The organism is Janthinobacterium sp. BJB304, from assembly GCF_002735765.1.
In the GTDB taxonomy this organism is placed as follows: Bacteria; Pseudomonadota; Gammaproteobacteria; order Burkholderiales; family Burkholderiaceae_D; genus Janthinobacterium.
Map to the genome: position 1 here is coordinate 123776 of NZ_PDZN01000019.1, position 14877 is coordinate 138652.

Below are 14877 nucleotides of genomic sequence, written 5' to 3' on the forward strand. Positions count from 1 at the left end.
CAAGCCGGCAATATTGACACCAATACTAGCCTTATTTGAACTTGACCTTGGCAACCAGGCCCATGTTGAGGGTCGTTTCGCCCGGTTCAAAGCTGGGTTCGGCCACCTGGCTGCCGCCATAGCCCATGGAATCGGCGCTCATGGCGCGCGCGCCTGCCACGTTGGCGCGCTGCGCATAATTGCCCGAACCTTCGAAATCGATGGTGTCGATCACGGCGTCATTGACGTTGCGGCCCATGGCGCCGGCGATGGCGGCCACGCGCTCGTTGAGGTTCTTGTAGGCGGCGGCGATGCGCTGGTCGTCGAGCTTGCGCACGGTGGCGGGCGCCAGGCTGAAGTTCAGGCGGTTCAGGGTCAGCACGCCTTGTGCTGCGGAAACGGTTTTCGGCAAGGCGGCCAGGTTGGTCGTCGTCACCTGCAGGTATTGCCCCACTCTCCAGCCCGTCGGTACGCGCGGCTTGGCGGCGACGCCCGGCGGCAAGGGCGCCGTTTCCGGGTACACGGCATACGTGTAATAGCCTTGGGTCTTCAGCACGGCTTGCGGATCGGCTTTCTTGACGATGGCCGTGCCCTGGTTCATCTTCTGGTTGACGCGCGAGGCGGCGGCGGCCTTGTCCTTGTCCTGCTCTTCGATGGCCAGGGTGACGGTCACCTGGTCGTTCGCGTGCACCACTTCGCCATTGGCGGGCACCACCACGAGGGTGCCGGAAGTGGGCAAGGCCTGGGCTTGGGCGCCCAGGACAACGGTAGCGGCGGCTGCGGCCAGCAGCGATTTCATGACGGTCATGGTGTTCTCCTGGAAAATAATGGGGCAAAAACGACCATGGGGCCAACAGCCCCATGATTTTTAAAACATGCTGACGCGGAAATTTTCCCGCCGCATTGATCAGCTTACTTCAGCTTACTTCAGCTTACTTGAACTTGACCTTGCCGACGACGCGCATGTCGAGCGTCGTTTCGCCCGGCTCGAAGCTCGGTTCGGCGACGACGCTGCTGTCTTCGACCATCTTGGCGCTGCGCATCATCATCGGCGCGGCGGCAGGACGGCTTTCCGTGGCGTAGTTGCCCGAACCTTCGAAGTCCACCGTATCGAGCACGGCGTCCGAGACGTTGCGGCCCATGGCCTTGGCGATGGCGGCCACGCGCTCGTTCAGGTTTTTATAGGTGGCGGCGATGCGCTGGTCGTCCAGCAAGCGGATGGTTTCCGGCTTCAGGCCGAAATTCAAGCCGTTCAGGGTCAGTACGCCTTGCGCCGCCGACACGGTTTTTGGCAGGGACGCCAGATTGGCCGTCGTCACTTCCAGGTATTGGCCCACGCGCCAGGCCGTTGGCAGGCGCGGCTTGGCCACGGCGCCAGCCGGCAATGGACGCTCTTCCGGATACACGGGATAGGTGTAGTAGCCGTACGATTTCAGTGCCGCCGACGGGTCGGCCTGCTTGACGATGGCGATACCCTTGTTCATCTTCTGGTTGACTCGCGACGCAGCGGCAGCCTTGTCCTTGTCCTGTTCTTCGACGGCCAGGGTAGCGACCACCTGGTCATTGACATGCTTGACTTCGCCAAATGCGGGTACGACCACCAGAGTGCCGTTGGTCGGCAAAGATTGGGCTTGCGCGCTCAGGGCAACGGTGGCTGCGGCGGCAACAAGGACGGATTTCATCACGGTCATGGGGTACTCCTAGGTAGTTAATGTGGCTGACAGCCCGCGAAAGGGACGCTTATGCCATCCCTTTCGCCTGAGAAACTTGTCAAACTGTGTAGATTCTAACGCCTCATTCATTCCCGTGGCGCAAATTAACAAATCGTCACAAAATGTGCTTGCCAGTCACATCTGCTCACATTTCAACACACTGTTATTCAAAATAACAATGTGTTAGTGACCCAGCACCGCGCCGCCGCTGCGCCGGCCCGGCTTGAAACTGTGGCGGTGCGCGCACCAGGCGATGGTCAAGGCCACCAGCAGCAAGGCCAGCATGGCCCACGGGAACGATGCCGCGCCATAGCCGTCGAGCAGCATGCCGCCCGCCAGGCCGCCGCCCGCGATGGCCACGTTCCAGATGGTCGCCACCATCGCTTGCGCCACATCCATGCCGTCGCCGGCCGCGTCCGCCGACGCCGTCTGCAGCAAGGTGCCGGCGCCGCCAAAGGTGATGCCCCAGATAGCCATGCTGACATAGATCACGGCGGGCGAGTCCATCGCCAGCCCCAGCGCCACCATCACGAGGGCAAAGGCGGCGATGCAGCCCAGCACGAGCGGGCGCAGCCAGCGGTCGATCAGCTGGCTGACCAGCCAGATGCCGGCCAAGGAGCCCACGCCATACACGAGCAGCACCAGGTCGACGCGGGGGCGCAAGCCGGACGGCGCCAGGAACGGCGCGATATAGGTATAGAGAATGTTATGCGCCAGCATCCAGGCGACGATCACCGCCAGAATCGGCCGCACGCCCGGCGTCATGAACACCTGGCGGATCGACAGACGCTCGCCGTTCTTTTGCCCCGGATAATCGGGCACGATCAGCAGCACCCACGCGACCAGCACCACGGCCAGGCCGGACATGATGCCGAAGATGCTGCGCCAGCCCAGCACGCCGCCCATCAAAGTGCCCAGCGGCACGCCCAGCGACAGGGCCAGCGGCGTGCCGATCATGGCGATGGCCATCGCCCTGCCCTGCTGCTCGACGGACACCATGCGGCGCGCGTAGCCGGCCATCAAGCCCCAGGCCAGGCCGGCGGCCATGCCCGTGACGAAGCGCGCGATCAGGGCGACGATATAGTTGGGCGCCAGGGCCGTCGCCGTATTGAAGATCAAGAAGCCGATGATGGCCAGCAACAGGACATTGCGCCGGCGCCAGGTGCTGGTGAGCGCCGTCAGGGGAATCGCCGTCAATATGGAACCGATGGCGTAGACGGTGACCAGCTGGCCCGTCATGACTTCGGAAATATTCAGGTCGCGGGCAATCTGCGGCAGCAAGCCGGCCGGCAAGGTTTCCGACAGGAGGGCGAGAAACGCCGTCATGGCCAGGGCCAGCAAGGCGAGGACGGGAAGCCGTTCGGCAACGGAAGATTCAGCAGTGCCCGGCATGGGTACTGTGGCGGTAGTGCGGTCGGTCATAGGGGTCCTTCAGGTTGCCAGACGGCTGATCAATTAGCGCCTGGCGTGCTACAAAAGCGGTGATGCGCGTTGCGGTCGGCAGATACCGAAACAGATGCAGTCCATGTAAAACTGCAAAGGAAGGGCGGAATTATATAGGAGGCGGGCGAAAAGCGTGCGCGCCAAGACAGCCGTGCTTGAACCAGCCGTGCTCAGGCTGGCGTCATGCAGGCATCATTGGCCGCCTTGCGCGGCGAAAACCAGGCATTCGATTTCGGACTGTACAGGAAGGCGCAGATGACGGCGAACATGAGCGCGCCAGGCAAGACGTTCATCTTCAGCGGCAAGGTCGCCAGACAGAACGCAATGTCGATCACGCCCCATATCAGATACACGGTGCGCGCGCCACGCTGCCTTTGCAGCATGGCCAGCGCTGTCACCAGGGTAAGGCCCAAGCTGAAGAGCATCATCGCGTATTGCACCTCGGCGGGAATCACGCCGTGCCCCATGCCGGCCAGCATGGAGGGATCGTTGCGGCCAAGGTAAGCCGAGGCCAGCGCTGACAGCGAGCTGAGGACCAGAAACCAGCAGCTGATGGCGACCGAGACGGGGCGCTTGACCACATGAAGATTCCCGACAAAAACTTTAGAAAAAACGAGCATGGTGCTGACGCTATGGTTGAATGGGCCTGATTGTAACGGATGTTGGCGGCCAAACGCCCGCGCAAAAAAAAGCCGGCTTGCGCCGGCTTCGTGTGAGGAACGATTGCTGCTTAGTTCTTCGACTGGTCAACCATCTTGTTCTTGGCGATCCAAGGCATCATGGCGCGCAGTTTCGCGCCCACTTCTTCGATCTGGTGCTCGGACGTCAGGCGGCGGCGCGAGATCAGGGTCGGTGCGCCTGCCTTGTTTTCCAGGATGAAGCTCTTCGCGTATTCGCCCGTTTGAATATCTTTCAGGCATTGACGCATCGCATCCTTGGTGGCCGAGGTCACGACCTTAGGACCGGTCACATATTCGCCGTATTCCGCGTTGTTCGAGATCGAGTAATTCATGTTGGCGATGCCGCCTTCATAGATCAGGTCAACGATCAGCTTCAGTTCGTGCAAGCACTCGAAGTACGCCATTTCAGGCGCGTAACCGGCTTCCGTCAAGGTTTCGAAGCCGGCCTTGATCAGTTCCACGGCGCCGCCGCACAGCACGGCTTGTTCGCCGAACAGATCCGTTTCGGTTTCTTCACGGAAGTTCGTTTCGATGATGCCGGCACGGCCGCCGCCGTTGGCCGAGGCATACGACAGGGCGATATCGCGGGCGATGCCCGATTTGTCCTGGTACACGGCGATCAGGTGGGGCACGCCGCCACCCTGGGTGTAGGTGGCGCGCACGGTGTGGCCCGGGGCTTTCGGCGCGACCATGATCACGTCCAGGTCGGCGCGTGGCACGACTTGGCCGTAATGCACGTTGAAGCCGTGGGCGAAGGCCAGCACGGCGCCTTGCTTGGCGAACGGCGCGATGTTTTCGTTGTAGACCTGGGCGATGTTTTCATCCGGCAGCAAGATCATGATGACGTCGGCTGCTTTCACGGCGTCGTTGACTTCCGCTACTTTCAGACCCGCTTGCTCGACCTTGGTCCACGAAGCGCCGCCCTTGCGCAGGCCGACGGTGACGTTGACGCCCGAATCGTTCAGGTTTTGCGCGTGTGCATGGCCTTGCGAACCGTAGCCGATGATGGCAACGTTTTTGCCTTTGATCAAGGAGAGGTCAGCGTCTTTGTCGTAAAAAACTTTCATGGTATTTCCTATAATTTGATGATGCGTTGTTGTTTTAAATGCGGCCCCAGGACCGCGTAGTGCTGCTTATATTTTTATACTTTGAGGATGCGTTCGCCGCGGCCGATGCCGGAACCACCCGTACGGACGGTTTCCAGGATGGCGGCGCGGTCGATCGAATCGATGAACGCGTCGAGCTTGACCTTGTTGCCGGTCAGTTCGATCGTGTACGTCTTTTCGGTGACATCGATGATGCGGCCACGGAAGATATCGGCGGTGCGCTTCATTTCCTCGCGCTCCTTGCCCACGGCACGAACCTTGATCAGCATCAGCTCGCGTTCGATATGCTGGCCTTCGGTCAGGTCCACCACCTTCACCACTTCAATCAGACGGTTCAGGTGCTTGGTGATCTGCTCGATGATGTCGTCCGAACCGCTGGTGACGATGGTCATGCGCGACAGGGTCGAGTCTTCCGTCGGCGCCACGGTCAGTGTTTCGATGTTGTAGCCGCGTGCCGAGAACAGGCCCACCACACGCGACAGGGCGCCCGCTTCGTTTTCCAGCAAGACAGAAATAATATGGCGCATATTAGAGATCCTCCGAACCGAGCATCATTTCGGACAGGCCTTTGCCGGCTTTCACCATGGGCCACACGTTTTCGGACTGGTCGGTAATGAAGTTCATGAATACCAGCCTGTCTTTCATGCCAAACGCCTCTTTCAGCGCGCCATCGACGTCGCCCGGTTTTTCAATTTTCATGCCCACGTGGCCGTATGCTTCCGCCAGCCTTTCGAAGTCGGGCAGCGAATCCATGTACGACTCGGAATAGCGCGAACCGTAATCGATTTCCTGCCACTGGCGCACCATGCCGAGGAAACGGTTGTTGAGCATGATGATCTTCGGCGTCAGGTGGTACTGCTTGCACGTGGCGAGTTCCTGGATGCACATCTGGATCGAACCTTCGCCGGTAATACAAGCAACGGTGGCGTCCGGATTGGCCATCTGCACGCCCATGGCGTACGGCAAGCCGACACCCATGGTGCCCAGGCCGCCGGAATTGATCCAGCGGCGCGGCTTGTCGAAGCCATAGTATTGCGCGGCCCACATCTGGTGCTGGCCCACGTCGGACGTGATGAAGGCGTCGCCTTTGGTGATCTGGAACACTTTTTCCACCACCGCTTGCGGCTTGATGACCAGGTCGGAGGTCGGGTATTTCAGGCATTCGCGGCCACGCCATTCGGCGATCTGCTTCCACCAGTTGCTCAAGGCATTGACGTTCGGCTTGGCTTCGGCCGCGTCGAGTTGCGCGAGGAACTCGATCAGCACGTCCTTGACGTTGCCGACGATGGGGATATCGACCTTGACGCGCTTGGAAATCGACGATGGATCGATGTCCACGTGGATGATCTTGCGCGGATGCGAGGCGAAATGTTTCGGGTTGCCGATCACGCGGTCGTCGAAACGGGCGCCGATGGCGATCAGGACGTCGCAGTTCTGCATCGCCATGTTCGCTTCGTAGGTGCCGTGCATGCCGGGCATGCCGACATACTGCTCGCTCGAGGCGCGGTAGCCGCCCAGGCCCATCAAGGTGTTGGTGCACGGGAAACCCAGGCGGTCGACCAGCTTGTTCAGCTCGGCCGAGGCATTTGCCAGGATGACGCCGCCGCCCGTGTAGATCATCGGGCGTTCGGCTTGCAGCAACAGCTGCACGGCCTTGCGGATCTGGCCCGAGTGGCCCTTGTCGACGGGACGGTAGGAACGCATCTCCACTTCCTTCGGATAATCGAAATGGCATTTGTGCATGCTGATATCCTTGGGGATATCGACCAGCACGGGTCCCGGACGGCCGGTACGGGCGATGAAGAAGGCTTTCTTGATCGTCGCTGCCAGGTCCTTGACGTCCTTGACGAGGAAGTTATGCTTGACCACGGGGCGCGTGATGCCCACCGTGTCGCATTCCTGGAACGCATCCTGGCCGATGGCGTGGCTCGGCACCTGGCCGGAGATCACCACCATGGGAATCGAGTCCATGTACGCGGTCGACAGGCCCGTGACGGCATTCGTGACGCCCGGACCGGACGTGACGATGGCGACACCGACTTTGTTCGAGCTGCGCGAATAGGCATCGGCGGCGTGGATCGCGGCCTGCTCGTGGCGTACCAGGATATGCTGGAATTTGTTTTGCTGGAAGATGGCGTCGTAGATGTAGAGTACGGCTCCGCCCGGATATCCAAAGACGTGCTCGACGCCCTCTTCAGCCAGACAGCGCACGACAATTTCTGCGCCCGTAATTGGTCCTGCTGCTGCTTCGGTATTCATGAAACATTCCTTTCAAGGTCCATTGGAGATTGATCGGATGTTCTTTCCTGACGAGGTACGCCTAACGCAACAGTGCTCCTGCTTCCCTTTTCATGCGGTCACGCAATTTCTTTGGGCACCCATAGATACCTTACAAAACAACGCTTAACGCAACTCGTTTGGCCGGAGTTTCTGTGGCGCCTGTACGAACCGCTCGCGCTTGTGGCGCGGGTTAGAACAAACTGCCTACAAATGAAAGCGCGTCTTGCCGCTGCTGGCCTTGTGTGCCGGTCGCGACCTGACCATAGGGCTTTGGGGTGTTCAAAGCGTCCCATACGTTATCGCGTTGCACCATTATGGTCAAGGAAAATGTCGGCCTCGCTGCATTTTTGCTCGCACAACGTGCAAAAACCCTGCGGAAACGCACATTTTTTGCTAGCATGCACGGGGTTGCAAAAAGCATACCCGCCCCCATTTCGCCCACCGCACCCCGCAGCCGCTAAGATCCCCATACCGCATGGCAACAGACAAAGAATTATCCGACTTTCTAGAAAATGTCGAGCGGCGCGCTTTCAAGCAGGCCGCCTACGCGGTCCGCAAGGAAGAATCGGCCCTCGACATCGTGCAGGACGCCATGATCAAGCTGGCCGAGAAATACGGCGACAAGCCGGCCGCCGAGCTGCCGATGCTGTTCCAGCGCATCTTGCAGAACACCATCCTTGATTATTTCCGCCGTGAAAAAGTTCGCAACACTTGGGTCAGCCTGTTTTCCGGCATGAAGCCCTCGGGCGACGAACATGAAGATTTTGATATACTTGACACCTATGAATCGGAACAGGGCTCCAGCGCCGCCGAATCGTCGGCCGACCAGGTCGAACGCGCGCAAATCCTTGATTTGATTGATGCAGAGGTACAAAAACTGCCCTCACGTCAACGCGAAGCCTTCCTCATGCGTTATTGGCAGGACATGGATGTGGCTGAAACAGCGGAAGCGATGGGTTGCTCCGAAGGTAGCGTGAAAACACATTGCTCTAGAGCTACCCACACGCTCGCCGAATCGCTGAAAGCCAAGGGAATTAAATTATGAACACCGACGATCTCAATTTCGCTTACAAAGTGCGCCATGCACTGAACGAAAAACTCGACGACCTGCCCGCATCGGCCACCGATCGCCTGGCAGCGGCACGCAAGCAGGCTCTGTCGCGCAAGAAAGCGGACGCGCCCGCCGCCGTTGCCGTGCGCAAGGACGTGTTCGCCGGCATCGCCAGCAGCCTGTTTGTCGAACCGCTGTCGTGGCTGGGCCGCATGAGCGTCATCATCCCCCTGCTGCTGCTGGTCGGCGGCTTGGTGGGCATCTATCAGTTTGAGCAGGAACAACATATTGCCGAACTGGCAGAAATCGACGCCGCCGTCCTGTCGGACGAATTGCCGCTGTCTGCGTACATGGACCATGGCTTCAACGCCTACCTGACGAAACGCGAGCAATAAATGGCAGGCACGAGCGTACGCAAAGGCTGGCTGGCCGGCGGCATCGGCCTGGGCGCCTGCGCCCTGGCTGGCGCCGCCTGGGTAGGCGCGCAACAACATCCCGCGCCCGCCGCGCCTCCCGTGGCGGCAGCGCCCGTGGTGGCGCCGGCGCCGGCCTCAGCCGTCAAGCCCGGTTCGCCCCGCACAGCCGGCAAGGGCGGCACGCCGCCCAAGGCCAGCGAGAATCCATCGTGGAACAAACTGTCGCGCGCGCAGCAGGAAGCCCTGCAGCCGCTGGCAGGCGAATGGAACAAGCTGGAACCGCTGCGCAAGCAAAAATGGCTCGATATCGCCAGCCGTTTTGCCTCGATGACGGCGGACGAGCAAATCCGCGTGCATGAACGCATGCGCGAATGGATCAAGCTGACGCCGGAACAGCGCCGCCTCGTGCGCGAAAACTACACGCGCACGAAGAAGATTGATCCGGGTCAAAAAACCGCGCAATGGGAGCAATACCAGCAATTGCCGGAAGATCAAAAGAAAAAGCTGGCGACGGAACTCGTGCCGAAAAAACCGCTGGGCAAGGTGCCAGCGATCAATTCGACCACGAGCAAGCCGCCCGTGATCGTGCCGCCCGCCACGCCGGCAGCGCCTGCCGCCGCGCCCGTCCTGCCGCCAGCCGCTGCGCCAGCGGCGGCCGTGCCGCTGACGGATCCTGCCGCGGCCCCCGCCGCCGTGCCTGTCACGCCACCTGTTACGCCTGCCCCACTGCCGACCAATGTCAAATAGCACGCCCGCCGCCAGCATCACTTCCCATCCCACGATCAAGCGCCGCCTGATTTCCATGGTGTACGAGTCGCTGCTGGCCCTGGCCGTGCTGTTTCTGCCCTTCCTGCTGTTTGAACTGGCCGTGCAGGGCGCGCATACGCCGTTGACGGAACACATGCGCCAATGCCTGGCCTTCCTCGTCATGGGCGCGTATTTCATCCACCAATGGAGCCGCGAAGGGCAAACCCTGGCCATGAAGACGTGGCGCCTGAAAGTCGTGCTGCCGGGCCACGCCCACGTGCCGCTGCGCGTGGCCGCGTACCGCTACATCCTGTCATGGATGTGGCTGCTGCCAGCGCTCGTGGCGGCGTATGCCTTCGACCTGCAGCACTGGACAGCGCTGGGCGCCATCGGCGTGGGCATCCTGGCCTGGTCGGCCACGGCCCTGTTCACGGGCAACGGGCAATTCCTGCACGACAAGCTGGCGGGCACGCAGATCGTGCAATTGCCGGCCCCGGCCAAGAAGCCGAAAAAAGTCGCCGCCTGAGTTTTATGCGGCTTGACCTGGGTCATTGAAGCGCAACGGGGGCTCTGCGATCATGGCATGCCATGAAGAATACCGCCCCCCTCCCCCACACACGCTTCGCTCCCTACCGCGAGGAAGTCTGCAGCGAAGACGACGTCAAGCATCTCGTCCACACATTTTATGCGGCCGCGCGCGACGACGCCATGCTGGGCCCCATCTTTGCCGCCGAGGTCAAGGATTGGGATGCCCACTTGGCAACATTGGTCGATTTCTGGTCAGGCTTGCTGCGCGGCACCATGCGCTACCACGGCAAGCCGCTGGCCCAGCACGCGAATATGGAAAACCTGACGCCGTGCATGTTCCGCCGCTGGCTGACCCTGTTCTTCGCCACGACCGAGAGCATGGGCAACCCGGCCCTGCAGGAAAAGGCCGATACCATCGCCTTGAATATTGCCGAACGGCTATGGAAAAGCTTTGCGGAAAACCACGCCATCGTGGCACCGCAGCTTTAGAACCTCTCGTAACCCTGCAGATAGCGCCACTGACCTGACGGCATGGCGCCCATCGGGATGCGGCCGATGCGCAAGCGCTTCATGGCGACGACGTCCAGTCCCACCATCTTGCACATGTGGGCGATCTGGCCCGGCTGCACGTTTTTCAGGGCGAAGCGCAGGCGCGTCTCGTTCTGCCAGCTGACCTTGATCGGCGGCAAAGGCTTGCCATTGAAGGGCAAGCCGTGATTGAGCAGCGCCAGGCCGTTTTCAGCGATAGTGCCCGACACTTCCACGATGAATTCCTGCTCCACCGTTTTCGCTTCATCGACCAGCTTGCGGGCGACGCGGAAATCCTGCGTGAACACCAGCAGGCCGGACGCCATGGTGTCGAGCGGATTGGTCACCGTCAGGCCGATCAGATGGCGCTTGAGGAAGCGCGTGACGGAGCTGGGCGCCACGTTCTCCGGCGTGAAAATTTCTTCGGGACGCAAACAGCTCAGGGCAGGCTTGCCTTCCGCGCCGACGCCGCCATTGATGCCGGCCGGCTTATGCAGCAGGATCGTCACGGGCGGCATTTCTTCCAGGGTGGCGTTCGGCAACAGCACCACGGTCTGGTTGTCCGCCACGCGCGCGCCCGACTCTTCCACCAGCACGCCGTCGACCGTCACCCAGCCGCCCTCGATATACAGCTCGGCCTCGCGGCGCGAACAGGGCACGTCTTCGGACAGGCGCTTGGCCAGGCGGACGGTGGGCATTTCAATAGGTGTGGTCATGGGGATGCGCAAAAAGCAAGAGGAGGAGAAAGCCGGTATTGTAACCGACCCGCTCCTCCCCCTTTTTGCTGATTGCGCTGGTGATTGTCGGATTACGCTGCTGATTGTCGGATTACGCTACGCTAATCCGACCTACCCGACCTACCTGACCATGTGCGGTCTTGTAGGTTGGCTTAGCGGCTAGCCGCGTAAGCCAACAATCAGGCCTGCGCCTTGGCCAATTCCTCGGCAAAGAAGCGGTGGCCCATCTCTTCCAGGCCCAGGGTCTGCAGCACTTCCTGCAGGCGCTCGGTCGGGCGCTGGCGCGGCAGGTTTTTGTAGCTGGCGATGATCAGTTCATTCTTCATCGAATGCTCCCAGCCCACCAGTTCCGTCACGCTGACCTGGTAGCCATGCGCTTCCAGCTGCAAACAGCGCAGCACGTTGGTGATCTGGCTGCCGAACTCGCGCGTGTGCAGCGGGTGGCGCCACAATTCCGTCAAGACGTTCTTGCCCAGACTCTTGCCCTTGTTCTTCTTCAGGACGGAAGCGACTTCCGCCTGGCAGCATGGCACCAGCACCATGAACTTCGCCTTTTTCTTCAGGGCGAAGTGGATGGCGTCGTCCGTCGCCGTGTTGCACGCATGCAAGGCCGTGACGATGTCGATCTGCTGCGGCAGCAAGTTCGATTCCGTCGATTCGGCCACGGACAGGGGCAAAAACGACATGCCGGGAAACTTGAATTTCTTCGCCAGCTCTTGCGAGCGCTGCACCAGCTCTTCGCGCGTCTCGATGCCGTAGATGTGCGAACCGTCGTTGCCGTTCTTGAAGAACAGATCGTACAGGATGAAACCCAGATACGACTTGCCGGCGCCGTGGTCGACCAAGGACACGCCGGGGTGGTCCAACTGCACTTCGCGCAGCAGCGGCTCGATGAACTGCGTCAGGTGGTACACCTGCTTGAGTTTGCGGCGGCTGTCCTGGTTCATCTTGCCGTCGCGCGTCAGGATGTGCAATTCCTGCAGCAAGGCGACCGACTGGCCATCCTTGATCTCGGGCATGTTGCTGGCGGCCGTGATGACGTCTTTCGGCGCGGCGGCTGCGGTGGCGGCGGGTGCCGCGCCCTTAGCGCGCTTCATCGATCCACGCCATCTGTATCGCTTCGAGCACTTTTTCGCCGCCGCGCGCGTGGTCATCGTCGAAGCCGTCCAGTTCCACCACCCAGTTGTGCAGGTCGGTGAAACGCACGGTCAGCGGGTCGATGTCCGGATGCGCATCGAACAAAGCCTCGGCGATCGCGTGTATGTCGGACCATTTCATGTTAGTGACTGCCTTCGCTGACCTGGTTGATCGTGTATTTCGGGATTTCGACGACGAGGTCGGCCTCGGCCACGATGGACTGGCACGACAGGCGCGACACGGCTTCCAGGCCCCAGGCCTTGTCCAGCATGTCTTCTTCCAGTTCCGTCGCTTCGTTCAAGGATTCGATGCCTTCGCGCACCAGCACGTGGCAAGTGGTGCAGGCGCACGATTTTTCGCAGGCGTGCTCGATGTCGATGTCGTTTTCCAACAGGATGTCGCAGATGGACTTGCCGCTAGGTGCTTCGATGACGGCGCCGTCCGGGCAAAGCTTGGCGTGCGGCAGGATAACGATTTGTGGCATGGTTTCTTCTTTCAGTCTGTCATTCGGAGCGCGGCCGCAATATCGGCGGCGCGCTGTTCAATTGGTTTTATACGACCTGGTCCAGCGTTTTGCCGGTCAATGCCGTGCGCACGCTGCGGTCCATGCGGCGCGAGGCGAAATCCTCGGTGCCGTCGGCCAGTGCTTCGATCGCCAGCTTCAAGGCCTGGTGGTCGATGGCGCCGCTTTGCGATTGCGCAATGGCGTCGCGCACCTTGGTCATCAAGCCATCCACGGCGGCGCGCTCGGTGCCGTCCAGCAAGCCGCCGTCCTCGTCCAGCGCCGACTGCGTGGCCAGCAGGATGCGTTCCGCTTCCACCTGCTCTTCGCGCAGCGCGCGCGCCACCATGTCGGTGTCGGCGGAGGTGTACGAATCCTGCAGCATGCGGGCGATGTCGTCGTCGCCCAGGCCGTAGGCCGGCTTGACGCTGATCGACGCTTCCACGCCCGAGCGCAGTTCGCGCGCCGAGACGGACAGCAAGCCGTCCGCATCGACCTGGTAGGTGATGCGGATGCGCGCGGCGCCGGCCACCATCGGCGGAATGCCGCGCAATTCAAAACGCGCCAAGGAACGGCAATCGCTGACCAGTTCGCGCTCGCCCTGCAGCACGTGCACGGCCAGCGCCGTCTGGCCATCTTTAAATGTCGTGAATTCCTGCGCGCGCGCGCATGGTATGGTCGAGTTGCGCGGGATGATCTTTTCCACCAGACCGCCCATGGTTTCGATACCGAGGGACAGCGGGATCACGTCCAGCAACAGCCAGTCGTCGCCGGCGGCGCGGTTGCCGGCCAGCAAGTTCGCCTGGATGGCCGCGCCCAGCGCCACGACCTTGTCCGGGTCGATATTCGCGTGCGGCGTCGTGTGGAAGAATTCGCTCACGGCGCGCTGCACGTGCGGCATGCGCGTGGCGCCGCCCACCATCACCACGCCGTCGACGTCGTCCGCATCCACGTTCGCGTCGCGCAAGGCTTTCTTGATGGCATTCATGGTCTTGGCCACCAGGTGCTGCGTCATGGCGGCAAAGTCCGCGGCCGTGATGCGCAGGTGGATCTCTTCGCCCGAGTTCAGGGCCGCATCGATCATCGTTTCCGGCTTGGTCGACAGCAATTCCTTGATTTCGCGCGCCTTGACCATCAGGATGGCCGTGTCTTCGTCCGACAACGGCGCCAGCTTGGCCTGCTCGCTGATCCAGCAGAACAGGCGGCGGTCGAAATCGTCGCCGCCCAGGGCCGAATCGCCGCCCGTGGACAGCACTTCGAAGACACCCTTGCTCAGTTTCAGGATGGAGATATCGAAAGTGCCGCCGCCCAGGTCATACACGGCGTACACGCCTTCGGAGGCGTTATCGAGGCCGTAGGCGATGGCGGCGGCCGTCGGCTCGCTCAGCAGGCGCAAGACATTGATGCCGGCCAACTGGGCCGCATCTTTCGTCGCCTGGCGCTGGGCATCGTCGAAATACGCTGGTACAGTAATCACGGCGCCCACCAGGTCGTCACCGAGGGAGTCTTCCGCGCGCTGGCGCAGGGTGGCGAGGATCTGCGCCGACACTTCGACGGGACTTTTCACGCCGGCCACGGTTTTCAGCTGCACCATGCCAGGCGTATCCTGGAAGTCGTAGGGCAGGTTTTCCGCGTAGGCGATGTCGGCCAGGCCGCGGCCCATGAAGCGCTTGACGGAGACGATGGTGTTCTTCGGGTCGGTGGTTTGCGCGGACAGGGCCTTGTAGCCGATGTTGGCGTGGCCGTTCGGCAGGTAGCGCACGACGGACGGCAGCAGGGAGTGCCCTTCTTCGTCGTTAAGCACCTCGGGAATGCTGTTGCGCACGGTCGCGACCAGGGAATTGGTGGTGCCAAGGTCAATGCCGACAGCCAGGCGGTGCTGGTGCGGCGCGGTCGACATGCCTGGTTCGGAAATTTGCAGAAGTGCCATTGTATTCGTGCCTCGATTAATTTTTTGCGTGATGCAGCTGATGCCTGGTGCGCATTATAAGACGGGGGCCGGACTGGCGCTTGGCACGCCGGTCAAGCGAT

General features: G+C 61.3%; 17 protein-coding genes. 5 read left to right on the forward strand and 12 right to left on the reverse strand.

Annotation, left to right across the window (positions count from 1 at the left end):
• Nucleotides 1-31 precede the first annotated feature (31 nt).
• From CSQ95_RS21515 to CSQ95_RS21545, 7 genes are all read right to left on the reverse strand, one after another.
• The gene (locus tag CSQ95_RS21515) at nt 32-787 is read right to left on the reverse strand and encodes an SIMPL domain-containing protein (protein ID WP_099410971.1); all 756 of its coding nucleotides are present in this window, start codon (nt 785-787) and stop codon (nt 32-34) included.
• A gap of 124 nt (nt 788-911) precedes the next feature.
• Nucleotides 912-1670, reverse strand: a complete 759-nt coding sequence (locus CSQ95_RS21520; protein WP_099410972.1) for an SIMPL domain-containing protein — start codon at nt 1668-1670, stop codon at nt 912-914.
• A gap of 204 nt (nt 1671-1874) precedes the next feature.
• Complete coding sequence (locus tag CSQ95_RS21525; protein WP_099410973.1) at nt 1875-3113, reverse strand: MFS transporter; 1239 nt, start codon at nt 3111-3113, stop codon at nt 1875-1877.
• Nucleotides 3114-3304: 191 nt separating this feature from the next.
• Nucleotides 3305-3715 (reverse strand): hypothetical protein, encoded by a 411-nt coding sequence (locus tag CSQ95_RS21530; RefSeq protein WP_099410974.1) that lies wholly within the window; start codon nt 3713-3715, stop codon nt 3305-3307.
• Between the two features lie 149 nt (nt 3716-3864).
• The gene (ilvC, locus tag CSQ95_RS21535; protein ID WP_034750044.1) at nt 3865-4881 is read right to left on the reverse strand and encodes a ketol-acid reductoisomerase; all 1017 of its coding nucleotides are present in this window, start codon (nt 4879-4881) and stop codon (nt 3865-3867) included.
• Nucleotides 4882-4955: 74 nt separating this feature from the next.
• The gene (gene ilvN / locus CSQ95_RS21540; RefSeq protein ID WP_010399754.1) at nt 4956-5447 is read right to left on the reverse strand and encodes an acetolactate synthase small subunit; all 492 of its coding nucleotides are present in this window, start codon (nt 5445-5447) and stop codon (nt 4956-4958) included.
• 1 nt (nt 5448) lies between these two features.
• Complete coding sequence (locus CSQ95_RS21545; RefSeq protein WP_077407110.1) at nt 5449-7179, reverse strand: acetolactate synthase 3 catalytic subunit; 1731 nt, start codon at nt 7177-7179, stop codon at nt 5449-5451.
• A 496-nt stretch (nt 7180-7675) separates the two neighbouring features.
• On the opposite strand from CSQ95_RS21545, the gene CSQ95_RS21550 reads away from it, so the two are divergent.
• The 5 genes from CSQ95_RS21550 (at nt 7676) to CSQ95_RS21570 (ending at nt 10431) form a co-directional block, all read left to right on the forward strand.
• Nucleotides 7676-8245, forward strand: a complete 570-nt coding sequence (locus CSQ95_RS21550) for an RNA polymerase sigma factor (protein ID WP_034779551.1) — start codon at nt 7676-7678, stop codon at nt 8243-8245.
• Nucleotides 8242-8646 carry a DUF3619 family protein gene (locus CSQ95_RS21555; RefSeq protein WP_099410975.1) on the forward strand — a complete coding sequence of 135 codons (405 nt, stop codon included), beginning with the start codon at nt 8242-8244 and terminating at the stop codon, nt 8644-8646. Before CSQ95_RS21550 ends, CSQ95_RS21555 begins: the two co-directional genes overlap by 4 nt.
• Nucleotides 8647-9414 (forward strand): DUF3106 domain-containing protein, encoded by a 768-nt coding sequence (locus CSQ95_RS21560; protein WP_099410976.1) that lies wholly within the window; start codon nt 8647-8649, stop codon nt 9412-9414.
• Complete coding sequence (locus CSQ95_RS21565) at nt 9404-9940, forward strand: RDD family protein (protein WP_099410977.1); 537 nt, start codon at nt 9404-9406, stop codon at nt 9938-9940. The genes CSQ95_RS21560 and CSQ95_RS21565 overlap by 11 nt, the downstream gene beginning before the upstream one ends.
• Before the next feature lie 62 nt (nt 9941-10002).
• Nucleotides 10003-10431 (forward strand): group III truncated hemoglobin, encoded by a 429-nt coding sequence (locus CSQ95_RS21570; RefSeq protein WP_099410978.1) that lies wholly within the window; start codon nt 10003-10005, stop codon nt 10429-10431.
• Here CSQ95_RS21570 and CSQ95_RS21575 read toward each other — a convergent pair.
• From CSQ95_RS21575 to hscA, 5 genes are all read right to left on the reverse strand, one after another.
• On the reverse strand, nt 10428-11186 hold the full coding sequence (locus CSQ95_RS21575; protein WP_099410979.1) for an rRNA pseudouridine synthase: 759 nt from the start codon (nt 11184-11186) through the stop codon (nt 10428-10430). The two genes, CSQ95_RS21570 and CSQ95_RS21575, sit on opposite strands and share 4 nt — an antisense overlap.
• 200 nt (nt 11187-11386) lie before the next feature.
• On the reverse strand, nt 11387-12304 hold the full coding sequence (locus CSQ95_RS21585) for an SAM-dependent methyltransferase (RefSeq protein WP_070311301.1): 918 nt from the start codon (nt 12302-12304) through the stop codon (nt 11387-11389).
• Nucleotides 12291-12485, reverse strand: coding sequence for a Fe-S cluster assembly protein IscX (iscX, locus tag CSQ95_RS21590; protein WP_099410981.1), 195 nt, complete (start codon nt 12483-12485; stop codon nt 12291-12293). Before iscX ends, CSQ95_RS21585 begins: the two co-directional genes overlap by 14 nt.
• A gap of 1 nt (nt 12486) precedes the next feature.
• Entirely contained in the window at nt 12487-12828 is a 342-nt protein-coding gene (gene fdx, locus CSQ95_RS21595; RefSeq protein ID WP_070311300.1) for an ISC system 2Fe-2S type ferredoxin, read from the reverse strand.
• 67 nt (nt 12829-12895) lie between these two features.
• Nucleotides 12896-14776: a Fe-S protein assembly chaperone HscA gene (hscA, locus tag CSQ95_RS21600; RefSeq protein WP_099410982.1), complete on the reverse strand. Its 1881-nt coding sequence runs from the start codon at nt 14774-14776 to the stop codon at nt 12896-12898.
• Nucleotides 14777-14877 lie beyond the last annotated feature (101 nt).